Source organism: Rothia sp. HMSC064F07 (assembly GCF_001837265.1).
Lineage (GTDB): Bacteria > Actinomycetota > Actinomycetes > Actinomycetales > Micrococcaceae > Rothia > Rothia mucilaginosa.
On record NZ_KV831925.1, the window covers coordinates 51,035 to 77,205 of the forward strand.

Sequence of the window (26,171 nt, forward strand, 5' to 3'; positions counted from 1 at the left end):
GGGTAGTCGGCGCTTATCGAGCGGGCTACATGTCGACATCGGCGAGACCGGAGACTTCTCCCCGTTCCCTGAAGAATGGAATTGTCTCACCCCATGTGTCCAACAAGTTAACCTGAGCCACATCACCCGAATTATTCATATCAGGCCAGCGTTCGTTCTCAATCCTGAACCGCACAATCGCCAACAAACGATAATTACCATGAATAATCGGGCAAAACGCAGCAATATGTTTACCTGATTTAGTATAAAATCCAACAATATCTTGGTCATCAATTGAGAGCGCTTCACGGTAGTAAACACTATCAATTACATTGAATGGATAACTTGTCGGCTTGGTGGAAAGAATGCGTTGCTCGACGCCTTCCGGTGAAATTTTTACATAAGCAACATGAATATACCATGAGAACATTAGAAAAATTGAGGTGAAAATTAGAGCAATAAAATCTTGGATAAGATTTATTTTTCCATCATATATCATGGACAAAAAGAAAATTAATGGAAAAAATGGGGATGCGAGACAGCTGAAAATCTCAAAACGATTCACGCGTCTAACATAAATACCCGCAGACTCTCTCTTCTTATCCTGACGCCGATGCACCTCATAACTAATAAGAATATAAGGAATTGAAATGACAGTAAGCACTAATAAGCAACCCCAAAAAATAGTTAAAAAAGTGCTTAGCAATGCTACTCCCTAATCTTTTCGGTTGTTTCCTTCTTCGCTTCTTCCTTCTCAGGAATAGAAATACCCACGGTGACGTACTTCTTCACCGACCACGCATTCATCGCCACCGAGGCAGCAAAGAACAGCGCGGGCAACCACTCCTTGCGGACCAGCGAATAACCCACATACCCGAGCGCGATACACCCCGCCAGGCCAGCCACGCCAATACACGCGGCACGCAAGGTACGGTACCCCTCAGACCCCTCCTCAAAGCGGGCGCTCTGCAGGTAGAAGAGGCCCTCACGCACAATACGCAGGAACCCCGGGGCCAAGAAAAGCGCAACCGCCAGAGCCGCCGGATCATAGCCTGCAGTCATGAAACTGGTCAAAGGAACCACGAGGCACAGAACCGTGAAAATAGCCGCTGATATAACGCCCACTCGGGTTGAGCGCCTGTCCATCTGCTCCATGCGCTGCAGGTCAGGAATATCGTCATTAGGCTCAGTAGGCTGAATGAGGAAGTAGGTAATGAACAGTCCACCAACCATGTACCAGGAGGCAAAGTTCGTCTCAGGGGTCCACAGCATTGCATCCGCAGTGCGCAGTACCCCAAAAGCGGTCAGAACCGTCAGAACAATCAAGCCTACCGCGCTGATGGAGTGAACGAAGATAAAGAAGTGGTGGAAGAGGCCACCGTTTGATTCGTAGCCAATACCTCCCTTGAGTACTGTATCTATGGCTGAGAGACCTATGAATCCTACAAGGAAGAACATTGCGCCCCAAGGCCATACCCCAATAACGGTCATCGCTAGAGATGCAAGAGCTACGAAGATAAAGGCGAACCAGAGGCAAATAAGCCACAGCACCCTTAAGATTTCAAAGAAAATATGCACCCTACTCCTTTCATCTACCCATTCCCATTTTGCTGGTTGTCCGGAGCCTCCTCAACATGATGTCGCAATGACGTTACCCCAGCAGACAATGCAGGTACAAAATTATTTACCGCATGTTTCACACCATACTTAACAGCGTACTTAATCGGTTGAGAAGTGGTTAGCTGAGATACAGCCTGATTGTGCCACCAACCGGAAGAAAACACTGCCTTATGCTGACCCGGTTTCATAAACTGTCCAACTCGATGCGACAAGAATTCCTTAGCCTCTCGCACAGGAGCCATCATGGCTACATCATCGGCAACCCCTGAGGTTCCCTTCAAGCTGGTCCAAGGCTTATAGTCGACAGCCTTACGGATCAGGTTATTTGCCCACTTCCAATCAGTTTTCTCGGCAACTTTACTAGCCAATTTACTTACCTTTGGAGTAACGCCTGCAACATCCCTGGCTCCGGCCAAAATGCGGCCGCCAATACCACCGGTTATACCACCGATTACAGCACCAATCGCCGCATCTTTCAGCATCTCTCCCATGTCCACAGACCCATGCTGCGCCTTTTGGGTAATCATAGACATGCCAGCGCTAGAAATTGCCCCTCCAAGAGCACCAAATACCACCATGGTCAAAGGACCGCCTGCAACAGATAGAGCACTTATGCCTATTCCAGCAATGACCATCGCACCACCAGCCAAGTACTCCCAGTTTTCCCCGACCCACTTCTTAGTCTTGTCCCAACCGACCTTAACAGCTGTTGTTGCTTTATTCCATAGGTCCTTTGCAGAGTTAGTAGCAGCCTGATACAACTTCTTACCTTGATTCCACAAAGTTACTGCACCACTAGCAACATCTGTAGCCGTCCTCTTGACCCAACCGGTAATACCAGAAGAGCCCTTCTGCTCGCGGTACTTCTCAAAATCCTCCACCGACACCGGCGACAAACCCCACGGATCCACCAACAAAACCGGGTTACCACCCACCAGCGAATCCGGCAACACAGGCACACCACCAGCACCCACAGGCGCAGCCAAAGAATCAGGCGCAGTAAAGCGAGCCACACGCGAATCCACCACGCGGGCACCCAACACCTCAAAACCAGTAGAACCCAGCACCACACCCGAAGCCGCAGAAACACCAACCAGCGAATCCGGCAACACAGGCACACCACCAGCACCCTGAGCAGACGGCAGAGCAGGCGCCACAACACCCAAAGAAGCCCAACCATACGGATCCAGCAAACCGGCACCAGAACCGGCACCAGGCACCAGCGAGCCCACAGAAGGCATCGACGAGCCGGCTACACCCAGTACACGCGGAACGAACGAATTCTCATCCCACACCAGAGGGTGCATCACCAGCGGGTGGTGACGGTACTCAGGTGAGCAGCCGCTGGTATGTAGAAAGCCCCTGGTCTGAGAGGCAATCTCTCAGCCCAGGGGCTTTCTCTATGTTTCGAGGCTAATGCCGTGCGATGCTACATATCGACGTCGGCAAGGCCGGTGACTTTCTCTTTTCCCCTGAAGTACGGGACTGTATCAGGGCCACTATCTAGAGCATCCACCCGAGCAATATCACTCGGATTATTCATGTCAGGCCAGCGGTCGTTCTCAATCCTGAACCGCACAATCGCCATTAGACGATAATTCTTATGAATAATCGGGCTGAAGGCAGCAATCAACTTCCCAGACTTGCTATAGAAAGAGACGAGGTCCTGACTATCTACAGCAAGTGCCTTATAGTATTCGATTCCGTCAATAGCGTTGACCGGGTACACGGTTGTACGCGCCGACCACATACGCTGCTCAATACCTTCAGGGGAGATCTTCACATAGGCAACATGGACATACCAGGCGTACAGCATGAACATAATTGACATAAGTATCCCACCCAGTTCATACCAAAAACCTGGAGACCCCTCCTCAACAAGATGGAGAAAGAAACCAAGACACGGGAACCCAGGGGTAAATATTGTTAGAAGAGCCTCTGCCTGATTAACCCGTCGGATGTACGCGCCTTGGCGGCGGCGCTCCATATCCTTCCAGCGCTGAATCTCATAGTTGGTAATGATGTAGAGCGTCCCGGTTACCGAGATGAAGGCCAGGATGCCCCAGATAATAATCAGGAAAATGCGCATGACGGGTTCTCGTTTCGTGTGGTTGGTGAATATCCGGAAGCGCACCACCGACAGGTGGCGTACCTTCCCCAAGGATACCCCGGTGCGTGAATCGTCCTAGACCGTGCGCTTGGTGCACAATGCTCCTCCGCCCGCGGGTTTCCACGGTTTAGCCGGCTGCAGGTTCAGCCTCCGGGTCCTCCTCATCTTCCTTCTCGGGGATAGCAACACCCACAGTCAGGTACCTCTTCACCAGCAGGTACGAGGCGATTACCGGTACCACGTACACCAGCGACAACCCGCTACCGGACTGCACAACATCAGCGGCAAGACGCACCGCCGCCAAACATCCACCCAAACCCACCAGGGCTACGCAGAAGCCACGCAACACGCCATACCCGGCAGTATCCTCCTCAAAGGTCACCGCCCACAGCTTGAACAGGGTGCGGCGCACAAAAATCAGGAAAACCGGCACCAGGCACAGCACCACTGAAACACCCACAGGCTCATAACCGGCAGCAGCGAACGAAACCACCGGAATAACCAGGCAGAGGAGCACCATCAGGGCGCTCACACCCAGCACCACGGTGCGCACATACCGGTTGATGCGCTCCATACGGTGCAGGTTAGGGATCTCCTCGCTCGGCTGCGCGGCATTGTAGAAGAACAGCAGCAGAACCAGCGCGGATACCGCCACATACCAGGGCGCGAAATTGATGCCATCCACCTGCGGGGTGGAGGCAACCTGCGGGACACCCACCAGGGAGAGAACAGCGAGCAGAACAATTGCGGCAACGCAGAACGTGCCCACCGTCAGCAGAAAGTAGTGGTACGCGCCGCCGTTCTTTGCATCGTGCACACCGTGCTCACGCGTGCCGTCAATCATCACGACGGAAAACAGCATCGTGGAGATGGATAGGATGCTCCACGCGTACTCGCCCGTCATGACGGGGACAAGTATGAGGAGCACGGATGCAGAGAACAGAATCCACAGGAGCACTCGCTGCAGGGTGGGTGAGGATGCGATGGCCTCTCCAATAAAGTCGATGATAAATTCGCCGATAAAGCTCACGGTGGGATCCTTTCTGCGGGGGAGGGGTTACTCTTTGATCTCTTCAAAGCGGAGGACGCTGAAGTCGAATTCATCGTTGCGGGTTAGCAGAGACTTATATGCCCTGTATTTCTTGCCCGTCTTGAAGTTCTGGAGGTAGGGGTAGATACGTTCTCCATCGGGGGCGTTCGATGTTGTGATGATTCCGCACTCTTCCGTTTCGAATTCACCGGATATTGAGTAGGGGTCCTCATGTTCAACGATTTCTACTGACGTAACAGTGCAGATAGTGGAGTCGTTGTACGGATTGACATAAGAAATGAAATATAAGGATGCGGGAAATGCCAGAAGGCACAACATCAGTAGGATTCTCTCGCGGTCACGCCAAATATCGCTAGCCTTTGAACGAAGAAAATTCTTGAAAGCGACTTTCTTTGTGGGCTTCTTCGTGATAATAGATTTTTTCTTTGGGTAACCATTTTTCTTTGAACTGTTTCTTTTCTTTGAAACATTCTTTTTCCTTGGGGAGTTCTTTTTCACTGCTTTTCACCTTCTTTCTGGGCTAGAGGCTGTTGCTCTGTGATGTCTTCAAAGCGGGTTGCCTCAAAGAGCTGCACTCATGGTGTGTACGTCCTTGTGCGGTAGTGGTTGGTGAATCATGCTCGCTACGGCGAGGTGGCGGGTACATCCTTAGCCTATCGCACGGTATCTGACCAGAAGGTTAACTCGACGCAATGCTCCGGTGAAGACTCGGCAACCACTCTGCAGATAACCCGAATCTGGGCTTAACCACCCAATTTCCTCGGCTACTCTGAGAACGAACCCGCACCCTCCGCATCGTTGCCGGAAGGCTGCCGGTCACCGATAAAACAGAAAGGGTAGTTGACCACCATGATGATGAACTACACCATGATTGCCCTCTGGGGCGTAGTAAATGTCCTACAGATGTACAAGATGGTCCGGTCCATCATTGTCTACGAAATCAACCGACGCCGAGACAAGAAGCTGTACGCCAAAAACATTTACATTACTCGAAGCGACCGCTCCGAAATAATTGTGCTTGCCGTCGCGCTTCCCATGACCCCTGCTCTGATGTTTATGGTGCATCTGCTGGGCGATATAGGATTCCATTTTCTATATGATGTCGGAGCTTTCCTCTTCACGTGCTTTCTTCTATATGTCTTTAACGAAACCGCTGGTTCTTACACTAAAATCTCGCCGGAAGGATTCGAAGAGGACAACGGGCACGACAATAAAACCTTCTACCCGCTCAACGCGATCGATAAGGTCACGTATACGCAGAGTTCCGACAGTGAAATTTCAGACTCCGTCTCCTTCGACACGAAATCGGGTAAGCGCATTGCGCGTTTCGGGCCCATCTATGAGGGCTACCCCCTCCTCGCAATGACCCGATTCAGGATCGAAAACGACCGCTGGCCAGATATGAACAACCCCGAAGAAGCTGCGCAGGTCAAGGCGTGGATGAACTGGAGCTCCACCATCCCGCACATCAAGGACAAGGAAATTTCGGGCCTCGCCGAAGTAGACATGTAGCCCGCAATTCAGCCCGTATTTAGCGTGTGCCCGGCGTGTTTCTCAACCAATATTTCCGCAATTTTTCTGCCGGAAAAACGTTGACTAGCCCGCATGGTCTAACCCTCAACTAGAAGGTGCACTCTGCGCGCAAAAACATTAACGTTGAGGCTTACAATAAGAAATGGTTAATGCACAGCCGCACGCCGTGCACACGCCACGTCACTTCACAGAAACACCAACCCCGAAAGGCATATCATGGCCACCAAGAAGTCCGCACGCCTCACCCGCCGCGCAGCACTCGCCGCCGCAGGCGCAGGCGCAGCAACCGCCCTCGGCGCACTGCTCACCCCCGCACAGGCAACCACCTACCGCCCCACCGTGCGCCGCACCCCCTACAACCGCTACTACTCCGACCGTTACGGCCGCCGCACCCGCATCGTCATCAGCGACTACTACGGCAGCTCCTACAGCCACTACTACTATTACGGCGGCTAAAGAATCCCAAGCCCAATAAACATATACTGGAAGACGGCACTACACCCCGTGTAGTGCCGTCTTCCCGTTAGATGCCGCAGGCATCACCCGCACCGCGGTGTGGAACCACACCACAGATAGAGAGAACCCATGAAGAACGTAACCCGCCGATCCGCCCTCGGCCTGCTCGCAGCAACCGGCGGCGCAACCCTCCTCGCAGCCTGCGGTGCTCAGCCTCAGGCAACCAGCGGCAACGCATCCGGTAGCGCATCTGCTTCCGCAACTGCGTCCAAGACCGCACGCACCGACTACTCCGGCGTTGCAACCCTCGACGGCTACACCTCCAAGCCTTCCGACTACCAGCCCGCAACCCGCACCGAGCCGTCCAAGAACGCCCCCGTGCCCGTGAAGCCCGCCGTTGCCAACGAGAACAGCGTCGAGGGTCTGTACCAGTCCATCGCGTTCTTCGGCGCAGCCATTGAGTACTACATGCGCACCGGTAAGACCGAACCCCTGCGTGAATGCGCGGTTGACAACTCCGAGCTGAAGAACATGCTCGAACCCGAAGAAGGCACCCTGGGTGCTGGCCTGCAGCAGGGCAAGATTTGGATGCAGGACCCGTCCGTCACCATCACCATGCTCACCGCACAGCCCGAGCGTGATGGCGACGCCTACAACTGGAATATCCGCCTGACCATGGACAGCGGTGAGTTCATCGCAAGCAAGGACCGTGTGGAGAACGCTACCTCCGATTCGGACCGTAAGAACGATGTGGAGCGCACCCTGCACGGTGTCTACGAGAACGGTGCGTGGAAGCTGACCGGTATGCGCACTTCCTCTTCCTCTTCGTCCTCGTCTTCCGACTCCTAAAACTCAGAAGCCTAGAAGCGCATAGCTTCTACATCTAAAAGGCGCCCGCCCCGTGGCTCGAAAACCACGAGGCGGGCGCCTCTCTCATGCGGTGAAGGACCTACCCTGCTTTTACCTATGCAGAAGCAAGCTTCTCCTCAAGCTCCTTCACAATCTTCGCGTGTTCCTTCTCAGAGATAGAAACCTTGAAGAAGAAGGCGAGGAACGAGCACACAATAATGGCCAGCGGCACATAGAAAGCAGCCGTGTTGAACGTCTGAATGTTCTGCGCGGTGAGGCTATTAGGACCAGTGCCACGTAGACCAGAGCCAAGTTCTGCGGGAAAAGAATGAACAGAATGTAGGCAACAATCATCACGCCTTCCGGCATCCTTAAAGGGACCAAACAAAGATGTATACGAGAGGAAGGAAGACATGTCTTCCACCGAACAAACGACTCCCGTAGTCTCCTCCCAGTCACCCTCAGCAGCGTGGCTTGATGACCCCACCGTGTACGCTGTCAACAGGGAAGCAGCGCACTCCGACCATCACTCCTCAAACCCCCAGCAGAGCCTCAACGGCACGTGGGCTGTCCGCACTGCATGGGCCTCAGAAATTGACGTCACCACCGCAGAATTCGCCGCCCCCGCCCTCGACGAAAGCGACTACCAGAGCATCCCCGTCCCCGCCACCCTGGAAACTGAAGGACTCTGGCGCCCCGCCTACGTCAACATCCAGATGCCCTGGGACGGCCACGAAAACCCCGAAGCTCCTCACATCCCCGAGAAGAACCACGTAGCCCTCTACCGCAAGCACTTCACCCTGGAGGGCGACCTCAAGAAGATGCTGAGCGAATCGGGCCGCATCGTGCTCGCCTTCGAAGGCTTCGCAACCGCAATTTACGTGTGGGTTGACGGCACCTTCGTCGGTTACGCAGAAGACGGTTACACCACCACCTCCTTCGACATCACCGATATCATCGGCAAGGACGCAGAAGGCAACCACACCCTGACCGTCGCATGCTACGAATACTCGAGCGCTTCATGGCTGGAAGGCCAGGACTCGTGGCGTTTCCATGGCCTCTTCCGCGCTGTGAACCTGGTAGCCCGCCCCGCAGTCAGCATCGCCTCCCTCACCGTTGAAGCAGACTACGACGCACCCACCGGCGAAGCACACCTGGACGCTCTCGTCACCCTCAACGGTGAAGAAATCAAGGCGTACACCCTGCAGGCCAGCGTCCTTGACGGCACCCAGGTCATCTGGTCTGGTACCGTCGCCGCCGAAGACGCATCCGTGCGCATCTCCTCCGACGCCCTTGAAGGTATCGCTCCCTGGTCGGCTGAATCGCCCTCTCTCTACACTCTGACGGTGGATCTGCTCCACGACGGCAAGACCGTAGAATCCACCAGCCAGCGCGTCGGATTCCGTCGCTTCCGCATCGAGAACGGAATCATGACCCTCAACGGTCACCGAGTCCTCTTCAAGGGTGTCAACCGCCACGAGTTCCACCCGCGTACCGGCCGCGTCCTGACCGTTGAAGACATGACTTCAGAGATTCTCTTCTGCAAGCAGCACAACATCAACGCTATCCGCACCAGCCACTACCCCAACGATTCACGCTTCTACGCCCTGGCTGACGAATACGGTATCTACCTGGTTGACGAAGCAAACCTGGAAACTCACGGCTCCTGGTGCACCCCCGGTGACATTCCCACCCCCGAGACCACGATCCCCGGCTCCCGCATGGAATGGGAAGGCGCCTGCGTTGACCGCGTAGAATCCATGATGCGCCGCGACTACAACCACCCCTCCGTAGTAATCTGGTCGCTCGGTAACGAAGCATACGGCGGCGAAGTATTCCGCTCCATGTACCGCCGAGTCCACGAACTGGACCCCAACCGCCCCGTACACTACGAAGGCATCACCTGGCACCGCGAATTTGATGACGTCACCGACATCGAATCCGGTATGTACACCCACACCGACGTCGTCGAAAAGTACCTGTCGAACAACCCCCAGAAGCCCTTCATCATGTGCGAATACATGCACGCAATGGGCAACTCGGTCGGCGCTATCGACGAATACGTCGCACTGGAACGCTACCCCCACTACCAGGGCGGTTTCATCTGGGACATGATCGACCAGGCACTCTGGCACCCCGGTGAGAGCGAAGGCGCCCCCGAATACCTCGCTTACGGTGGCGCATTCGGCGAACGCCCTTGCGACTACGAATTCTCCGGTGACGGTATCCTCTTCGCCGACCGCAAGGTAAGCCCCAAGGCCGCTGAGGTGAAGGCAGTGTACTCCAACCTGCGCATCACCCCCGACCAGAAGGGCGTGACGGTCGTCAACGACAACCTCTTCACCTCCACCGCAGACTACACCTTCAAGGCTAGCCTGCTGGTCAACGGCGTTCCTCAGTGGCAGGAAGACTACTTCTTCGACGTAGCCCCGGAATCCACCCACGAGCTGGTAATTCCCTGGCCCCTGGAAGAATACGCTGTCGACAACGCAGAAGTAACCCTGGACGTCAGCCTCGTGCTCACTGAAGACGCCGCATGGGCTCCTGCAGGACACGAAATTGCCTTCGGTCAGTACGTCATCCCCGCATCGCAGGCTGAAGCAAACACCGCTGAAGACGCAGCAGATGCGACGGTGACCGTCGGCCGCTGGAACGTCGGTCTGCGCAACAACCAGGCTGAAGTTATTCTGTCCCGCACTCAGGGCGGCATCGTCTCCTGGGTACACAACGGCACCGAGCATGTTATTCGCCCCCCGAAGCTCACCACCTTCAGGCCCCTGACCGACAACGACCGCGGCGCCGGACACGGTTTCGAACGCGCCCAGTGGACCGTTGCAGGCCGCTACGCCCGTTGCGCTAACGTTGCTGTCGAGCAGCCCAGCGATGACAGCGTGGCAGTGACCTACACCTACGAGCTGGCAACCCCCGCTCACACCGCTGTTACGGTCCGCTACGAAGCACAGAGCACCGGCAACGTGCGAGTAACCATCGACTACCCCGGCGAGAAGGACGCACCGTCCCTGCCCGCATTCGGTCTGGAATGGGCACTGCCCGGCGAGTTCTCGCACCTGCGTTACTACGGCCTCGGCCCCGGCGACTCCTACCCCGACCGTTGCAGCGGCGTCCGCCTGGGCGTGTGGGAAAGCACCCCCGAGCAGGACTACGCACCGTACCTGGTACCTCAGGAAAGTGGCAACCACATGGGTGTCCGTTGGGCTGAAGTGACGAACGACAGCAACCACGGCTTCCGTGTCCGCCAGCTGCAGACTGCCGGTGACGGCCTGCACGTATCGCTCCTGCCCTACTCCTCCTACCAGATTGAGGAAGCTTCCTACCAGTGGGAGCTGCCCGAGAACAACCGCACCTACCTGCGTATCCTGGCAGGTCAGCTCGGCGTTGGTGGAGACGACTCGTGGGGCTCGCCGGTACACAGCCAGTACCACATCGATGCAACCGAGCCGCTGCACATGGACATTGCGCTAGAAATTATCTAACGCAACGCTCGGCACAGTAGCAGTAGACGCCTACCTTCGTGTAGCGTCCGCAGTTCTCTAGAAAAGAGGTGCCCGCCTCGTGGTTTTCAAGCCACGAGGCGGGCACCTTTCTTATATACGCAATAAAGCATATACCCTTATCGGGATGCTACCAGATGCGCACGCGCTCCTCCGGAGCCAAGTACAGTGCATCGCCCTCAGAGACGCCAAACGCCTCATAGAACTCATCAATATTGCGCACCACACCGTTCACACGGAACTCATCCGGCGAATGCGGATCCACCGAAATCATCACCTCAGCATGCTGCGGGCGGGACTTCGTGCACCAGCCGCGAGCATTCGAGAAGAAGAAACGCTGAATACCGGTCATACCGTCAATCACCGGCGCGTCAGCCAGCGACTCAATGCCCTGCTTCTTCAAAGCCAGACGGTACGCCTTCAACGCAATAGACATGCCAGCCAGGTCGCCAATGTTCTCGCCCAGAGTCAGCTCACCATTCACGTGGAACTTCGGGTCCAGACCCACCGGAACGTACGCGTTGTACTGCTCCACCAGTGCGGAGGTGCGCTCCTTGAACTTCGCGTAATCCTCCTCAGTCCACCAGCTCTCCAGCTTGCCGTCACCGTCATAGCGGGAACCCTGATCGTCAAAACCATGACCAATCTCGTGGCCAATAATCATGCCGATATTGCCGTAGTTCGCCGCATCATCAGCATCCGGGTTGAAGTACGGCGGCTGCAGAATCGCTGCCGGGAACACAATCTCATTCGCCGGCGGCATGTAGTACGCGTTCACGGTCTGCGGAGTCATCAGCCACTCCGACTTATCCACCGGCTGACCCTTACGGGCAATCAGCCAGTCAGCATCAAACGCACCGGTACGGCGCAGGTTCTCGAACAGGTCACCGGGCACGAGCTCCAGGGCGGAGAAGTCACGCCACTTATCGGGGTAACCGATCTTGGTGACGAACTTCGACAGCTTCTCCAGCGCCTTCTGACGGGTTGCCTCAGTCATCCAGTCCAGCGACTCAATAGACTCGCGGTACGCCTCAAGGAGGTTGCCGACCAGAACCAGCATCTTCTCCTTGTGCGAAGGCGGGAAGTGCACAGCCACATACTCCTGGCCAATCTCCTCACCCAGAGCCTTCTCGACAGCACCCACGCCGCGCTTCCAGCGCTCACGAATCTGCTGAGTGCCGGAAAGGGTCTTGCCGTAGAAGTTGAAGCTCTCCTGGACCAGCTCGTCGTACATGAACGGCGCACGCGAACGCAGAACAGTCCACACAGCCCACAGCTTCCAGCTCATCAGCGGGATGGAGGTGAACAACTTCGCCGCACCCTCAAAGAAGGACGGCTGAGCCACAATAACCTGACCCAGGGTCTCCGGGTCGGCACCCAGAGCCAGCAGCCACTGGGAGAACGGGAAGCCGGGGAACTTCTCGTCCAGCTCGGTCGCCTGGTACGGGTTGTAGGTCGCCTCCGCGTCGCGGTTCTCCACGACGTTCCAGTGCAGACGAGCCAGCTCAGACTCGTGGGTGAACACCAGCTGAGCCGCCTGCTCCGGGGTGAGACCGAAGCCCTCAGCCAGACCGGTCAGCTGGAACATGCGGGCAATATGCTCAACATACGCCGCGCATGCAGCCTCGTGCTTCTCTTCACGGTAGTAGGATTCATCCGGCAGACCCAGGCCCGACTGGTACAGGAAGAACGTGTAATTCTTCGGGTCCTTCGGGTCGTTGCTGGTGTACCAGGCGAACAGCTGCGGCAGACCCGCACGAGACAGCAGTGCCAGGGTCACAGCCAGGTGGGAGGGGGTTGCCGAGTTCAGGATCGGGGCAATCTCCTTCAGCAGCGGCTCCAGGCCGTCCGCCTCAATCTTCTCAACATCCATGAAGGAGTTGTAGAGTGCGCCAATACGGGACTCCGGCTGCTCCTTCGCGATCTTCTCCACCAGCTCACGCACGTGCTTCTCTGCGTTATCGCGGAGGGTGTACAGGCCGCCGTCCTTGGGGCGATCCGCCGGGATTTCGTGGGTAGCAAGCCACTTACCGTTGACGTGGCGGAAGAAATCGTCGCCCGGCTTGACGGTTTCATCCACCCATTCTTTAGTGATTCCAGAGTTAGTAGTCATGGTTCCATTCTAGGTTCTTAACGTAAGAAGCCACACGATTACCGACAAGCCATCATATGGTGACTCACCAGCAAACGTGTGGCTTCCCTACACGAAAGATGGGGCAATTATGCCTGAGCCGCCAGCTTCTCTGCACGCTCAGCCATCAGACGCTTCTCAGCACCGTTAACCAGCCAGAGGAACAGAACCGCCAGACCCGAGCACACAATCATGAAGACGAACGCGGTGCTCCAACCCCAGTGATCAACAATGATGCCGATACCAGCAGAAGCCAGGGTCGCACCCAGCGCGTAACCGAACAGGCCGGTGAAGCCCGCAGCGGTACCCGCAACGTGCGAGGGAGACAGGTCAATAGCCTGCAGACCAATCAGCATAACCGGGCCGTAAATCAGGCCACCAATCAGAGCCAACGCAACGTACGCAATCCACAGCGGCGCATCCGAAGAAGGCAGCCAGTACAGCAGAATCGCGCCAACGGTCGCAATCAGGAACAGGATACCCGCGGGGGAGCGGCGACCCTTGAACATGCGGTCAGAAACGTAACCGCACAGGACGGTGCCGCCAATACCGGCAAGCTCCAGAATCGAGAAGCCCGCAATACCACCCTCAAGGGAAGCGTGGCGCACATCGTGTAGGTACTTCGGCGCCCACACCAGCACACCGTAACGCAGGGTGTACACGAACACGTTTGCCAGAGCCAGGTACACCATAGTCGAGTTGGTCAGCACGTGCTTACGGATGGTGGTCCAGGTGGACTCTGCACGATCCTCAGCGGTGGACTCAACCTTGTGCGGGTCGTTGCGGTACACGTCAACGGTGGGCAGACCCTCAGCCTCGGGGTTGTCACGAATCAGCAGCCACGCCACGAACGCTAGAACGAAGCTGATAACAGCCGGGAACCAGAAGGCAACTTCCCAGGTCTTGCCGAACATGGAGAAGCCCCACGCAACCAGCAGACCGGACAGCGCACCACCAACGTTGTGGGCGGTGTTCCACCAGGAAACCTTCGTGCCGCGCTCGCTGGTGGAGAACCAGTTCACGAGCACACGACCCGAGGGAGGCCAACCCATACCCTGGAAGATACCGTTGAAGACCATGATGGTCGCCATGATGGAGGCGATAGCGGCACCGTAGCCTGCCGCACCCGCGCCTTCACCCATGTAACCGGTCATTGCCAGCAGGATGTTTGCAACACCCGAGAGCACCAGACCGATGGGCAGGAACAGACGCGCGTTCGAGCGGTCAGAAATCATTGCGGTGAAGAACTTGCTGAAGCCGTAAGCGAGCAGCAGTGCCGTGGACAGTGCACCAATTGCTGCGTTGCTGAAGCCAAGTTCCTTGGTCAGAATCGGGGTGACCAGCGGGACGTTGTTACGAATCAGGTAGAAGGTCGCGTAACCGATGAAGATACCCATGAAGACCTGTAGGCGCATGCGCGGGTACTTCGCATTAACTTCTGCTTCGCTGAGCTGGGGCTTGGGTGCCGGAATAGCGAGCCAGCGGGGTGTAGAACCCTTCTTCTTCTTCTTCTTTGATGAAGTGGTAGTAGTCATGCTGGAATTCTAAAAACGGCGGCTTATAAAAATGCTAATCCGCTGGAAATGTTTTCAGTAGAATGTTCACTATGGTGAACGGATATTCGGAGCGATTATTCTATTAATACTGTTTTTACCCTGGAATTACGGGGAAGTGCTAAATCTGTGTGATGTATATCTGTCTACTGGGCAACAGTGCCACAAGTGCTGCGGTGAATATAAATACTTTCCTTGTTGAGTAAGTATGTGTTTTGGTCAGACCACACTTAAATTTAGAGTAATTTATACCCTAAGTTCAAAAAGAAAACCACTTGGACACCAATAAATCACCGCCCTAAAACAGCACAGAAAACCCGCCCGCACGGTGCAGAAGAAAAACCGTACGGGCGGGCCTGTTATCTATCCCCAAAAGCTCGGCATACAGTCGGTACGCATACCGGCACGAAGCCGAACAGCCGCCACCTGCCGCAGGTTACCGCGAGCAAACCATCATCCGGTCAACCCGCAGCAGGCAGCGGAACCAATAGGCGCCTCCTAGAGGGATGCGCGAATCGCCTTGGTGGCATCCACCAGGTGACGCAGAGACTGCTTGGTCTCCTCGTAATCACGAGTCTTCAGACCGCAGTCAGGGTTCACCCACAGGTCAGCAATGGTGCCGTAACCAATCGCAGCCTTCAGCAGGGACTCAATCTCATCCTGCGAAGGAACACGCGGGGAGTGGATGTCCCACACGCCCGGGCCCAGACCGGAAACGAAGCTCTCCGGAATGTCAGCCAGCAGCTCCATGTGCGAACGAGCCGCCTCAATGCTGGTCACGTCAGCGTTCAGAGCGTTAATCGAGTCGATAATCTCGTTGAACTCCGAGTAGCACAGGTGGGTGTGAATCTGAGTGGAATCCTTCACCGCGCTGGTTGCCAGGCGGAAGGAGTTCACCGACCAGTCCAAATACTGCGGCTGCTCGTCGCGGCGCAGGGGCAGCAGCTCACGCAGAGCCGGCTCGTCCACCTGAATGATGCGGATGCCCGCCTGCTCCAGGTCGGCAATCTCGTCGGCAAGAGCCAGAGCCACCTGGTTAGCGGTCTCACGGCGCGGCTGGTCGTCACGCACGAAGGACCACGCCAGAATCGTTACCGGGCCGGTGAGCATGCCCTTGACCGGCTTGTCGCTCAGCGACTGTGCGTGGGAGCTCCACGGAACGGTGAACGCCTCACCGCGCAGGCCCTCACCGTGACGCTTCACGTCACCGAACAGGATCGAGGGGCGGGTGCAACGCGAACCGTAGGACTGAACCCAGCCGTGGCGGGTGGTGGCGAAGCCGTCGAAGTTCTCAGCGAAGTACTGAACCATGTCGTTACGCTCAGCCTCACCGTGAACCAGCACGTCCAGGCCCAGCTCCTCCTGCAGCGCGATAACCGAAGCGATCTCGTCACGCAGGAAGCCGTTCAGCTCCTCAGCGGAAATCTTGCCCGCACGAGCCTCCGCACGGTGGCGGCGAATCTCAGCGGTCTGCGGGAAAGAACCGATGGTGGTGGTCGGCAGCTTCGGCAGGTTCAGGTCGGCCTGAGCCGCGCGGCGAACGTCAATAGTCGGGCGGTCGAAGTCCTCGGGAGTCACAGCTGCGGCGCGGGCACGAATCTCGTCGTTGTGCTTGCGCGGGTCAGCGGCGAAGCGAGCCAGCGCCTCGTCAGCAGCCTTCAGCTCCGGCTCAACAGCAGCCTCACCCTCAGCCAGGCCACGAGCCAGCAGAGCAATCTCAGCGACCTTCTGATCGGCGAATGCCAGACCATCCACGGGAACCTCGGCGGGGTCTTCCAGAGCCAGGTCGTGCGGCACGTGCTGCAGGGAGGTCGAGGAAGCCACAGACACGGCACCCTCGGATGCGCCGGGCAGCGCCTCCAGAGTCTTCAGTGCGGCACGAACATCAGCACGCCACACGTTACGGCCGTTCACAACACCGGCAACCAGGTGCACACCAGCAGCAGAAACGGACTCAAGCTCAGCCTTCGAATACACGCCGTGCACCAGGTCAAGGTGCAGCGCCTCAATGCCGGTACCCAGCAGTGCCGGCAGGTTCTCACGCAGGGAACCGTAGGGGCTGGTCACCAGAATCTGCGGGCGCTTATCGCCAGCAGCTAGGGCACGGTAGGTGCGCTCAGCCAGCTGCGCAATCTTCGCGTTGTCGGCACGGTCCACGGTCAGGCCCGGCTCGTCCAGCTGAACCCACTCAACACCGCGCTCAGCCAGCTGCTCCAGCACCTGAGCGTACGCGGCAACGAACTCATCCAGACGGTCAACGGGGGAGAAGTCCTCAGCGGAACCCTGCTCAGCCTTAGCGCCCAGCAGCAGGGTCAGCGGGCCAACAATCTGCGGGCGAACCTTCACGCCAGCCTGCTTTGCTACCTCGAGCTGCTCGTCAATAGCCTCAAGGTTCAGCTTAATCTCGGTGCCGGAACCAATCTCGGGCACCAGGTAGTGGTAGTTGGTGTCGAACCACTTGGTCATCTCCAGCGGAGGCAGGGTCTCGGTGCCGCGCGCCAGGGCGAAGTAGCCGGGCAGATCCAGCAGGCCGCGTGCGTCCTTAGCCTCAGCCAGACGCTCGGGAACCAGGGTGAACAGGCGAACCACATCAAGTACCTGATCGTAGTAGGAGAAGGTCGCCGGAATCGAGTAGTTATCAGCCTTCAGACCGGCGGCGGTCACGCGCTCGAAGTAGGTGCGCTGCACGTCAGCGGCGGTGTCCTGCAGCTCCTGCAGGGTTGCCTTGCCCTTCCAGAAAGCCTCCTGAGCCTTCTTCAGCTCGCGGAAGCGGCCCACGCGGGGGTAGCCAACAATGGTTGCGGCGGGGAATGCGGTGTTCGACATAATAGTTATTCCTTTACTGGGGATAGATGTGGGAGTCGGTTCCGGCGTTTTACCACCCGACTGTGGGTGGTGAAACGGAGGACTCAACAACTCCCGGAATATTTGTGGGGGAGAAAGTGGAAACGCATCCGACAAGGAGCGTTATCGGTTGAAGCGGGGTTTTAGGCGTATTCCAGTTCGCTCAGCGGCTGAGAGAAACGGTTACTGTACCGCGGCAAATCCAGCTGATCCAGAACGTCCAGAACCGCCGCATGCTCGTTGAAAGTGAAGAAGTGCAGGCCCGGTGCGCCCGCGTCCATCACGGTGCGGCACTGGTTCAACGCGTACTCAACACCGATGCGGTGCAACTCTGCGTTGCTGGTCGCCGTCTCTAGGGCGTAGGCAAGATCCGCCGGGACTTCCATGCCCGCCATCTGGCAGAGGTTCTGCAACCGCTTCAGCGAGGTTACCGGCATGATGCCCGGAATAATCGGAATATCCACGCCTGCCAGGTGCGCCGAATCGACCAGGGCGCTGTAGCGTTCATCCTCAAAGAACACCTGAGTGATCGCGAAATCCGCGCCGGCACGCTGCTTCGACAGTAGAATCTCAATATCCTGCAGCAGGGATGCGGACTCGGGGTGCTTCTGCGGGTACGCCGCCACACCAATCGACACCTTGCCAGCTGCCAGGTGGGCGAAATCTTCACGCTCCACGCGGCGAATCAGCTCCACCAGGTAGCGGGCGAAAGGAAGCTCAGAAACCTGACCTTCCTGAATGTCACCGCGAAGAGCCAGGAAACCGCGCACGCCCAGACCCAGAATCAGGCGGACCGCACGCTCCAGCTCATGCACCGAGTGGCCTGCACAAATCAGGTGAGCCAGCGGGGTGAGGGAGGTTTCATGCACCAGGTGGTCGAGCAGCGCCAAGGTCTTCTGGCGGCGCTTAGCATCTCCGGCGTAGGTGACCGAAACGTAGTCGGGGTTGGTACCCTCAAGCTCCGCAATGGTGCGAATCAGCGACTCACAGCTTGCGTGTGAGCGCGGAGGGAACAGCTCAAAAGAAAGAGCCGGGTGAACTGTAGCCATAACCATCCTTCGTGTTCACCCGATAGATACGCACCGTGAGGGTGCGCGAATTCTTCTGCAGGATGCGCTGTACCGGTTTGCGGGTACGACTCATCAAGGGGTGCCGAAGGGTATTCTTCTCTATCGGTTCTGGCGGGAGCACCTTGTCCGTACCCTGCACCGTGACGGTGGGGGATACTGGCGAGGTTGCTGCGACGTCTACGAGCCAGATCTCTCGGTCGCTCTTGATAGATAACGCTTTCACTCTACCCACCACCTCCGAGGGCGTGCAAGGGATACGGCGGTTGATGTCCTAATATTTCTGGACATGACATTGGGGCGAAATATGAACTTAATATGACTGACTATGACGAAGGGGGGCTGGGGGGCGTTGCGGGTAGGGCTGTCGGCTGACCCTGGATGCCCGGAACTATCGCAGATATATCTGCTTAATATTCTTGGACACGCACGAATATATGTGTTTTGAATTTCATTGAGGGGTAGGGTAGCTAGTGAGGCACGGGTAGTGTTTCGATGTCCGCTCATCGAGGAGTTGTAGGGCTCAAAGATGAGTTCAATATGACTTTGTGAGCGTGGTGAGAATGAAAAAGCTATTTTCTTCTATACTCTGGTCCTTCCGCCTAGCATGGAAAACCTGTCCCACAACCCTGGTGAGCGTCGCCCTATCGCTAGCCGTCATTGCCTGCATTCCCTTGAGTCAGTCCCTGCTGATTGGTAATACAGTATCAGCCTTGAGCGGTTCAAATGGTGGTGCGGCCTGGATTTATATCGTTGCTCTTGCCCTTGTTGTCGGAATTAATATCATTGCTAAACGCTGGGTCATAAGTAACATGCTCATCCTCAAATCAAAGGTGAACTATCGGGTTCACTGCATGTTAAATAACAGGTTATCTACATTTCCGTTATCTGATATAGGTAGCACAAAATCACAGGAAGATATACGTGCTGCTAGAGAGGCAATATCGAAACAGGAATTGCAGGTTCACACCATGTCAGTTATGACACTGGTGAGTGCCTTCGCAATGGTGTTACTTCTCTGTCTTAATATCGCGAACGTCAGCATTGTGGCAGCAATTTTTGCGGCACTGTGTTCACTACCCCTATCTATTGCAATGGTAATCCTCGCTAAACGTGATTACGCTATATACACCCTAATGTACGAGGACTATCGGGTAGAGAACTACTATCTAGACAATCTGATGGCTCAAAGTCGCGCCCAAGAACTTCACCTCATGAGAGCCTCCCGATTTTTCTCGCAACGCGTAGCGTCCTGGCGACGCCGGGCGGCCGGTAGGGAATTGAGCCTTGAAAGTGTTAGAGGAATCATCTCCGTAGTTGCAGGGCTACTCTGCTCTGTCTTACTTTTTGCGTCCCTGTACTTCCTTGTGGATTCAGGAGCCGATATATCGTATGTGGCCGGATCGCTGATTGGAATCATTGCCTGTGTTGACGCGACCCAAGAGGTGGGATATTCATTCGGTCAGATTATTAATGGAGCATTATCTGTTCAGCAATTCCGAAGGGTATGCGACTCTAATACTTACGACCATGCTTCTGAGATAAAAACTTCTAACCCTAACCATGAAAATATTTCAAAAATTATATGCAAAGATGTATCCGTTCAGTATGAGGGCGCGTCGTCTTTTGCGCTTAAAGATATTAATCTTGAGCTGATGAATAATCAAATGATTGCAGTAGTTGGTGCCTCGGGCGCGGGAAAAACAACGCTAATAAATGCAATTCTTGGAATTACACCAATTGCCCAGGGGAGCATAACGTATAAGGGTGCTTCTTCTGAGAGTAAATACAACATGTTGGCAAATGTTGGTTTGGTGAGTCAAGACTACGGCCGTTATGAACTGACTGTGCGTGAAAATCTTCTTCTGGGTTTGCCGCAGGAGGCTGTTGAGCGTCTTGGTGATGCTGATTTGTGGTCGGCTTTGTCGGTGGCTTGTGCTGATGATTTTGTGCGTGGTCTTGAGGGTGGTTTGGATGCTCAGTTGGGTGAGTCGTTTGGTGGTGTTGGTCTTTCGGGTGGTCAGTGGCAGCGTTTGGCGTTGGCGCGTGTGGTTCTTCGGGATGCGCCGGTGTGGGTGTTGGATGAGCCGACCAGTGCTGTGGATGCTGAGACTGAGGAGGAGATTTTTGCTCGGTTGAAGGTGGCTGCTGTTGGGCGTTTGGTGGTGTTGGTGTCTCATCGTGCGTGGACGTTGCGTGGTGTTGATTCTGTGGTGGTGTTGGATGGTGGGTGTGTGGTGGAACAAGGAACCTACCGGGACCTAACGACCGACCCCACATCACGCTTCAGGAAGCTCTTCGCCTCCCAACTGGAGGGGAAATAACCACGCAACATACCCGCACAACGTAGAGTTAAAAACATGGAACGTATTGAATCTCCCGTCTACCGCAGGCTCGGCAACTCCGGTCTCGTCGTACCCAGCGTCGGCATCGGCTGCAATAACCTCGGCCGCCCCGGCACCCCCACCCGCACCCAAGAAGGTACCAACGAAGTCATCGCCGCCGCAGTCGACGCAGGCATCAGCTTCTTCGACATCGCAGACCTCTACGGCGCCGAACCCGGCCTCTCAGAAACCATGTTCGGCACCGCCCTCACCCAGCTCGGCCTCGACCGCGACGAACTGACCATCGTCACCAAATTCGGTCTGCCCGTCGGCGACCTCAACGGCAACGACCGCAACGCCCGCGGATCGCGCCGCTACATCATGCGCGCCGTCGAAGGTTCCCTCCGCCGCCTCGGCACCGACTACATCGACCTGTACTTCTACCACAGCCCCGATCCCAACACCCCCATCGAAGAAACCCTCAGTGCCCTCGACCAGCTCGTACGCGACGGTAAGGTCCGCTACCTGGGCCACTCCAACTTCTCCGGCTGGCAGCTCGCCCACGCCGAACACTGCGCCCGTGAACTCGGCACCGAACGGTTCATCGTCGCTGAAAACCACTACAACCTGCTCGACCGCCGCGCAGAACTCGAAATCCTGCCCGCCGCACGGCACTTCGGCATGGGTGTGCTGCCGTACTTCCCGCTCGCTAACGGCCTGCTGACCGGCAAGTACCGCCGCGACAACATTCCCGCCGGTTCGCGCCTGTCCCACTCTAAGAAAAACGTGCTCGACGCCGCCAACTGGGACCAGCTCGAAGCCTTCCACAGCTTCTGCACCGAACGCGGCATCACCGAGGTGCAGGCGGCGTTCTCCTGGCTCGCACAGCAGTCGCCGGTCACCTCCGTCATTGCCGGTGCAACCAGCGCCGAGCAGGTGCGCGCCAACGCACAGGCGGCATGCCTGCGCTTCGACGCTGAGGACCTCGCCGCCCTGGACGCCATCTTCCCGGCACCCGAGAAGATCGCGCTGTTCTAAACTCCGGCTCCCTCTCAAAGGGACACTCAGGCGGTCGCACGTGTCGGCCGTAATATACGCTGAAAAATGTCCGTGGTGAGAAATAAATATCACCCGCCGCACGTTTTCGCTAGGATTAGGTGAGGTGTGTCTAACCTGACGCACCTCACCTAGCCCACTGACAGTGCTGAAGAACCACCAATGTCGGTGTAATCTCACCTAACCCCTCGGCATAAAGGACACCATGAGCGCACAGAGCACCGCCTCCACCCTGCCCCCTCTGGGCACCGGGAAGCACAGTCGATACCTCGGCATCATCGCACTCATCGCCACCTTCGGCGGTCTGCTCTTCGGCTACGACACCGGAGTAATCAACGGCGCGCTCGAACCCATGAGCCGCGAACTCGGCATGGATTCCACCGCCCAAGGCTGGGTCACCGGATCGCTCGCTTTCGCCGCCGCTATTGGCGCGCTCGGATGCGGCCGCATCTCTGACCGGTTCGGCCGCCGAACCACCATCATTGGGTTGTCCACCATCTTCTTCTTCGGCGCCCTGGCGTGCGTCTTCGCACCCAACGTCGCCGTGCTCATCACCGGACGCACCCTGCTCGGCCTGGCGGTCGGTGGCGCCTCCGCCGTAGTGCCCGTGTTCCTCGCAGAGCTCGCACCCTACGAAATTCGAGGCTCCCTCTCCGGCCGCAACGAGCTCATGGTCGTGGGCGGTCAGCTTGCCGCGTTCATCGTGAACGCCCTCATTGGCAACCTGTGGGGCGAGCACGACGGCGTGTGGCGCTGGATGTTCGCCATCTGCACCCTGCCCGCCATCGGCCTGTTCGTAGGTATGCTGCGTGTGCCCGAGTCGCCGCGCTGGCTGCTGCGCGTTGGCAAGCGTGAGCAGGCGCTTGAGGTGATGAAGCGCATCCGCTCCACCGAGCGTGCCGAGGCCGAAATTGCCGATATTGAGCGCACCCTGCAGGCGGAGGCGACCACCCAGAACAACGCGGCGGGTAAGGAAAGCGTGGGCGTGCGCGGCTGGTTCGTGCGCATCCTGCTCGTCGGTATTCTGGTCGGCGCGGGCCAGCAGCTGACCGGCATCAACTCGATCATGTACTACGGCATTAAGGTGCTCAAGGAAGCCGGTTTCAGCGAATCCGCGGCGCTCATCGCGAACATTGCGCCGGGTACGATTGCGGTGCTCGGCTCGATCCTGTCGCTGCGCCTGATGGAGCGTGTGCCGCGCCGCGTCATGGTGATTACCGGCTATAGTTCGACCGCGTTTTTCCACGTGCTGATTGCGGGCGCATCCATGCTGCTGCCCGCCGATAATGCGGCGCGTCCCTGGATTCTGCTGGTGCTCATCGTCTGCTTTGTGGGCGCGATGCAGACCTGCCTGAACGTGTCCACGTGGGTGATTATGAGTGAGCTGTTCCCGCTGCGTGTGCGTGCGGCGGGTATGGGCATTTCGGCGTTTAGCGGCTGGATGATGAATGGTGTGCTGTCGCTGGCGTTCCCCGTGATTCTGGGTGCGGTCGGTCTGACCGGCTCCTTCATCGGCTTTGCCGTGGTGAACGTGATTATTGCGTTGCTGATGTTCCGCAACCTGCCGGAGACTCGCGGCGTGAGCCTGGAGCAGGTGGAGCGCGGCGTGATGGACGGCAGCATCTACCCCTCCGCACACAAGCGCTAGATTCGGCGGTTTTAGGCAAGAATGAGGCGGGCGGCCCCTCCCCGGTGGAGGTGCCGCCCGCCTTGCAATATGCGTTGAAAGACTAGTCTGCAGGGTTCTCTGCGAGGAACTCGTCGAGGCCGATGCGGTAGCCGTCATCTTCGGCGCGTGCCTTGCGAAGAGTCTCAATGTCGAGGAGCTCTTCGTACTCTTCCAGCAGCTTCAAATCTTCGTAGGAGATGAGCGCGGCAACAGTCTTACCATTGCGGCTGATGAGGGGACGTTCGCCGGAGAACACGGCTTCGTTGACTTTGGTTCCGAGGTTGTCGCGGAGTTCTTTAAGAGTCGTGACATTGGAACGAGTCCGGTGAGTGGTGACAGTCATGACTGGTTCCTTTCTGGGGTTTATGCGTTAGCTCCGAGGATAGTTCCTGTGTAGGTTCCAGCCAGGGGGCTACTTATATAGTTTATATAGTACTACAATGTAAAGTATGTAAAAAGTGTACACTTTTTCTGCTAAGGTTGAGGTTAAGATTTAAAGCTCTGCCTGAAGGATGCAGATGACTGCAAACCATCTCTCAAACCCCGCGTACCGGGTCGAATTGACGCGCAAAGCAGCGAAAGAACTGAAGAAAATCCAACGAGAAGACCGGGCAGTCTTCGAGAAAATTATCGCCTGCCTCCGGTCCCTTGGCGATGACCCCTATATGGCGGGAGTCAAGAAGCTACAGGGCGAAGAAGGGTACAGGGCGCGAGTAGGAAATTACCGCATCCTGTACACCATTGATAACGGTGCGGTTGTTGTTGAGGTCTTCCGAGTTGGTCATCGGCGAGAAGTCTATCGTGGCCTGTAGAGTGAATGCGGCGTGATGGACGGTAGCATCTACCCCTCCGCACGCAAACGCTAGATTCGGCGGTTTTTAGGCAAGAATGAGGCGGGCGGCCCCTCCCTGTGGAGGTGCTGCCCGCCTCGTGCGTCTCGTGACCTGCCGCCCCTCGCCCCACCGCACTGTTCGTTGAATGAGAAGCAAGGAACCCCTACCCTGCGCCACCAATCCATAAGTGATACGGTCAAAGAACAAGTAATGGATTCACGTGCTGAAATGCACGCCCGACCCTGCCCCACACGCATCGCCCGGACGCCCGCATCCAGCACGCCACAACTCTATAACGAACACGGGTGAACAATGACTGAGAACGTACACAACGACTGGGACCTCCGAAGCGAAGAGGTCCAGAAGGACCAGGTAGCTGCCTACGACGCAATGCGCCGCCGTTGCCCCGTCGCCCACGACGAATTCATGGGCTACTCCGTCTTCAAAAACGCCGACGTACAGCACGTACTCGACCACCCCGAAATCTACTCCAACGTCGTCTCCACCCGCCACATCGCCGTCCCCAACGGCATGGACGCACCCGAACACACCACCTTCCGCGCGGTCAACGACAAGTACTTCACTCCCGAACGCCTCGAAAAGTTCGCACCCGTCATCCGCGACGCCGTGAAGAGCCTCATCGCAGAACTGCCCCGCGGCGAAGAAGTAGACGTCATGCAGGGCTTCGGTCAGGCATACGCAATGCGCGTGCAGAACGCCTTCATGGGCTGGCCCGCATGCCTCGAACAGCCCCTCACCGAATGGATCGAAAAGAACCGCGTCGCCACCCTGCGCCGCGACCGCGAAGAAATCGCTAAGGTCGCCCTCGAATTCGACGGCTACATCCGTCAGCTGCTCGACGAACGCCGCGAGGACGCCGCCGCCGGCAACCCCAAGGACGTCACCGCCGAACTGCTCACCGACACCGTGCAGCTGCCCGGCGAAGAACCCCGCACCATGACCGACGAAGAAATCGTCAGCCTCATCCGCAACTGGACCGTGGGTGAGCTGTCCACCGTCTCCGCAACCGTAGGCGTATTCGTCAACTTCCTGGCACGCAACCGCGCCGAGCAGGACCGCCTGCGCGCATCCCTCGCCGACGGCAACGCACTCGACGACCGCAGTGAAATCGCCCTCGCCGTCGAAGAAATCATGCGACTCGAAGACACCCTCGTCACCAACCGCCGCATCACCACCCAGGACACCGAACTCGGCGGCCGCACCCTGCCCGCCGGCTCCCGCGTGACCATCAACTGGGCAAGCGCCAACCGCGACGAGGACGCCTTCGAAGACGCCCTCACCTACAACCCGCACCGCGACCAGTCCCGCAACCTCGTGTACGGCGACGGCATCCACGTCTGCCCCGGCGCGCCCCTGGCACGCCTGGAACTGCGCATCCTGCTCGAGGAGCTGCTGCGCGGCACCGAGTCCATTGAGATCGCGGACGAGAGCGAGAAGCCCGCAACCGTGAACGCCGTGTACCCGGTCTCCGGCTACTCGGTCGTGCGCGCCATCTTCAACTAGGCACGCTCCAGCTCTAAAAAGTGCGAGGCGCCGAACCCCTGAGAATGGGGGTCGGCGCCT

20 protein-coding genes and 1 riboswitch are annotated in these 26,171 nt (G+C 57.1%); of the genes, 9 read left to right on the forward strand and 11 right to left on the reverse strand.

The window, feature by feature from the left end; all coding sequences use genetic code 11:
* Window positions 1–25: 25 nt before the first annotated feature.
* The 6 genes from HMPREF2712_RS02270 to HMPREF2712_RS02295 all read right to left on the reverse strand — a co-directional run bounded on the left by HMPREF2712_RS02270 (window position 26) and on the right by HMPREF2712_RS02295 (window position 5,258).
* Window positions 26–643, reverse strand: coding sequence for a hypothetical protein (locus HMPREF2712_RS02270; RefSeq protein ID WP_239665157.1), 618 nt, complete (start codon window positions 641–643; stop codon window positions 26–28).
* A 44-nt stretch (window positions 644–687) separates the two neighbouring features.
* Window positions 688–1,470 (reverse strand): hypothetical protein, encoded by a 783-nt coding sequence (locus tag HMPREF2712_RS02275; protein ID WP_141762562.1) that lies wholly within the window; start codon window positions 1,468–1,470, stop codon window positions 688–690.
* Between the two features lie 101 nt (window positions 1,471–1,571).
* Window positions 1,572–2,909 (reverse strand): hypothetical protein, encoded by a 1,338-nt coding sequence (locus tag HMPREF2712_RS09125; protein WP_246828656.1) that lies wholly within the window; start codon window positions 2,907–2,909, stop codon window positions 1,572–1,574.
* Window positions 2,910–3,028: 119 nt separating this feature from the next.
* Complete coding sequence (locus HMPREF2712_RS02285) at window positions 3,029–3,688, reverse strand: hypothetical protein (RefSeq protein ID WP_070819168.1); 660 nt, start codon at window positions 3,686–3,688, stop codon at window positions 3,029–3,031.
* Between the two features lie 148 nt (window positions 3,689–3,836).
* Complete coding sequence (locus HMPREF2712_RS02290) at window positions 3,837–4,739, reverse strand: hypothetical protein (protein WP_070819169.1); 903 nt, start codon at window positions 4,737–4,739, stop codon at window positions 3,837–3,839.
* Window positions 4,740–4,766: 27 nt separating this feature from the next.
* Window positions 4,767–5,258: a hypothetical protein gene (locus HMPREF2712_RS02295; protein ID WP_070819170.1), complete on the reverse strand. Its 492-nt coding sequence runs from the start codon at window positions 5,256–5,258 to the stop codon at window positions 4,767–4,769.
* A 351-nt stretch (window positions 5,259–5,609) separates the two neighbouring features.
* Here HMPREF2712_RS02295 and HMPREF2712_RS02300 point away from each other — a divergent pair, with 351 nt between their 5' ends.
* From HMPREF2712_RS02300 to HMPREF2712_RS02320, 4 genes are all read left to right on the forward strand, one after another.
* Window positions 5,610–6,272: a hypothetical protein gene (locus HMPREF2712_RS02300; RefSeq protein WP_083323934.1), complete on the forward strand. Its 663-nt coding sequence runs from the start codon at window positions 5,610–5,612 to the stop codon at window positions 6,270–6,272.
* A 237-nt stretch (window positions 6,273–6,509) separates the two neighbouring features.
* A complete protein-coding gene (locus HMPREF2712_RS02305) occupies window positions 6,510–6,749 on the forward strand; it encodes a hypothetical protein (RefSeq protein ID WP_049350179.1) in 240 nt (79 codons plus the stop codon).
* 129 nt (window positions 6,750–6,878) lie between these two features.
* On the forward strand, window positions 6,879–7,598 hold the full coding sequence (locus tag HMPREF2712_RS02310) for a DUF6318 family protein (protein WP_070819171.1): 720 nt from the start codon (window positions 6,879–6,881) through the stop codon (window positions 7,596–7,598).
* A 413-nt stretch (window positions 7,599–8,011) separates the two neighbouring features.
* On the forward strand, window positions 8,012–11,092 hold the full coding sequence (locus HMPREF2712_RS02320; protein ID WP_070819172.1) for a beta-galactosidase, LacZ type: 3,081 nt from the start codon (window positions 8,012–8,014) through the stop codon (window positions 11,090–11,092).
* A 148-nt stretch (window positions 11,093–11,240) separates the two neighbouring features.
* Here the strand turns inward: HMPREF2712_RS02320 and HMPREF2712_RS02325 are convergent, their stop codons facing one another.
* From HMPREF2712_RS02325 to HMPREF2712_RS02340, 4 genes are all read right to left on the reverse strand, one after another.
* Entirely contained in the window at window positions 11,241–13,223 is a 1,983-nt protein-coding gene (locus HMPREF2712_RS02325; RefSeq protein WP_070614780.1) for a M13 family metallopeptidase, read from the reverse strand.
* A 107-nt stretch (window positions 13,224–13,330) separates the two neighbouring features.
* The gene (locus tag HMPREF2712_RS02330) at window positions 13,331–14,776 is read right to left on the reverse strand and encodes an MFS transporter (protein ID WP_070542024.1); all 1,446 of its coding nucleotides are present in this window, start codon (window positions 14,774–14,776) and stop codon (window positions 13,331–13,333) included.
* 516 nt (window positions 14,777–15,292) lie between these two features.
* Window positions 15,293–17,620 carry a 5-methyltetrahydropteroyltriglutamate--homocysteine S-methyltransferase gene (metE, locus tag HMPREF2712_RS02335; protein ID WP_070819173.1) on the reverse strand — a complete coding sequence of 776 codons (2,328 nt, stop codon included), beginning with the start codon at window positions 17,618–17,620 and terminating at the stop codon, window positions 15,293–15,295.
* A 161-nt stretch (window positions 17,621–17,781) separates the two neighbouring features.
* Window positions 17,782–18,687, reverse strand: coding sequence for a methylenetetrahydrofolate reductase (locus tag HMPREF2712_RS02340; RefSeq protein ID WP_070819174.1), 906 nt, complete (start codon window positions 18,685–18,687; stop codon window positions 17,782–17,784).
* A gap of 117 nt (window positions 18,688–18,804) precedes the next feature.
* Window positions 18,805–18,921, reverse strand: a riboswitch (SAM riboswitch).
* Window positions 18,922–19,268: 347 nt separating this feature from the next.
* On the opposite strand from HMPREF2712_RS02340, the gene HMPREF2712_RS02345 reads away from it, so the two are divergent.
* From HMPREF2712_RS02345 to HMPREF2712_RS02355, 3 genes are all read left to right on the forward strand, one after another.
* Window positions 19,269–21,029, forward strand: coding sequence for an ABC transporter ATP-binding protein (locus tag HMPREF2712_RS02345; RefSeq protein WP_070819185.1), 1,761 nt, complete (start codon window positions 19,269–19,271; stop codon window positions 21,027–21,029).
* Between the two features lie 36 nt (window positions 21,030–21,065).
* Window positions 21,066–22,067, forward strand: coding sequence for an aldo/keto reductase (locus tag HMPREF2712_RS02350; RefSeq protein WP_005507313.1), 1,002 nt, complete (start codon window positions 21,066–21,068; stop codon window positions 22,065–22,067).
* A gap of 223 nt (window positions 22,068–22,290) precedes the next feature.
* Window positions 22,291–23,733, forward strand: coding sequence for a sugar porter family MFS transporter (locus tag HMPREF2712_RS02355; RefSeq protein WP_070819175.1), 1,443 nt, complete (start codon window positions 22,291–22,293; stop codon window positions 23,731–23,733).
* 82 nt (window positions 23,734–23,815) lie between these two features.
* On the opposite strand, the gene HMPREF2712_RS02360 is transcribed toward HMPREF2712_RS02355, so the two are convergent.
* Complete coding sequence (locus tag HMPREF2712_RS02360) at window positions 23,816–24,097, reverse strand: type II toxin-antitoxin system prevent-host-death family antitoxin (protein ID WP_060824046.1); 282 nt, start codon at window positions 24,095–24,097, stop codon at window positions 23,816–23,818.
* Window positions 24,098–24,272: 175 nt separating this feature from the next.
* Between HMPREF2712_RS02360 and HMPREF2712_RS02365 the strand changes: the two genes are divergently transcribed.
* The gene (locus tag HMPREF2712_RS02365; protein ID WP_049341179.1) at window positions 24,273–24,566 is read left to right on the forward strand and encodes a type II toxin-antitoxin system RelE family toxin; all 294 of its coding nucleotides are present in this window, start codon (window positions 24,273–24,275) and stop codon (window positions 24,564–24,566) included.
* A gap of 333 nt (window positions 24,567–24,899) precedes the next feature.
* Window positions 24,900–26,111 (forward strand): cytochrome P450, encoded by a 1,212-nt coding sequence (locus HMPREF2712_RS02370; RefSeq protein ID WP_005507311.1) that lies wholly within the window; start codon window positions 24,900–24,902, stop codon window positions 26,109–26,111.
* Window positions 26,112–26,171: the final 60 nt, after the last annotated feature.

What these genes read in the sequence shown, in the direction of transcription:
- HMPREF2712_RS02275 (WP_141762562.1), bottom strand. Translation starts at nt 1,470, where the DNA reads ATGACCGTTATTGGGGTATGGCCTTGGGGCGCAATGTTCTTCCTTGTA.
- HMPREF2712_RS02370 (WP_005507311.1), top strand. Translation starts at nt 24,900, where the DNA reads ATGACTGAGAACGTACACAACGACTGGGACCTCCGAAGCGAAGAGGTC.
- HMPREF2712_RS02365 (WP_049341179.1), top strand. Translation starts at nt 24,273, where the DNA reads ATGACTGCAAACCATCTCTCAAACCCCGCGTACCGGGTCGAATTGACG.
- HMPREF2712_RS02360 (WP_060824046.1), bottom strand. Translation starts at nt 24,097, where the DNA reads ATGACTGTCACCACTCACCGGACTCGTTCCAATGTCACGACTCTTAAA.
- HMPREF2712_RS02355 (WP_070819175.1), top strand. Translation starts at nt 22,291, where the DNA reads ATGAGCGCACAGAGCACCGCCTCCACCCTGCCCCCTCTGGGCACCGGG.
- metE (WP_070819173.1), bottom strand. Translation starts at nt 17,620, where the DNA reads ATGTCGAACACCGCATTCCCCGCCGCAACCATTGTTGGCTACCCCCGC.
- HMPREF2712_RS02285 (WP_070819168.1), bottom strand. Translation starts at nt 3,688, where the DNA reads ATGCGCATTTTCCTGATTATTATCTGGGGCATCCTGGCCTTCATCTCG.
- HMPREF2712_RS02320 (WP_070819172.1), top strand. Translation starts at nt 8,012, where the DNA reads ATGTCTTCCACCGAACAAACGACTCCCGTAGTCTCCTCCCAGTCACCC.
- HMPREF2712_RS02300 (WP_083323934.1), top strand. Translation starts at nt 5,610, where the DNA reads ATGATGATGAACTACACCATGATTGCCCTCTGGGGCGTAGTAAATGTC.
- HMPREF2712_RS02340 (WP_070819174.1), bottom strand. Translation starts at nt 18,687, where the DNA reads ATGGCTACAGTTCACCCGGCTCTTTCTTTTGAGCTGTTCCCTCCGCGC.
- HMPREF2712_RS02345 (WP_070819185.1), top strand. Translation starts at nt 19,269, where the DNA reads ATGAAAAAGCTATTTTCTTCTATACTCTGGTCCTTCCGCCTAGCATGG.
- HMPREF2712_RS02325 (WP_070614780.1), bottom strand. Translation starts at nt 13,223, where the DNA reads ATGACTACTAACTCTGGAATCACTAAAGAATGGGTGGATGAAACCGTC.
- HMPREF2712_RS02310 (WP_070819171.1), top strand. Translation starts at nt 6,879, where the DNA reads ATGAAGAACGTAACCCGCCGATCCGCCCTCGGCCTGCTCGCAGCAACC.
- HMPREF2712_RS02305 (WP_049350179.1), top strand. Translation starts at nt 6,510, where the DNA reads ATGGCCACCAAGAAGTCCGCACGCCTCACCCGCCGCGCAGCACTCGCC.
- HMPREF2712_RS02330 (WP_070542024.1), bottom strand. Translation starts at nt 14,776, where the DNA reads ATGACTACTACCACTTCATCAAAGAAGAAGAAGAAGAAGGGTTCTACA.
- HMPREF2712_RS02350 (WP_005507313.1), top strand. Translation starts at nt 21,066, where the DNA reads ATGGAACGTATTGAATCTCCCGTCTACCGCAGGCTCGGCAACTCCGGT.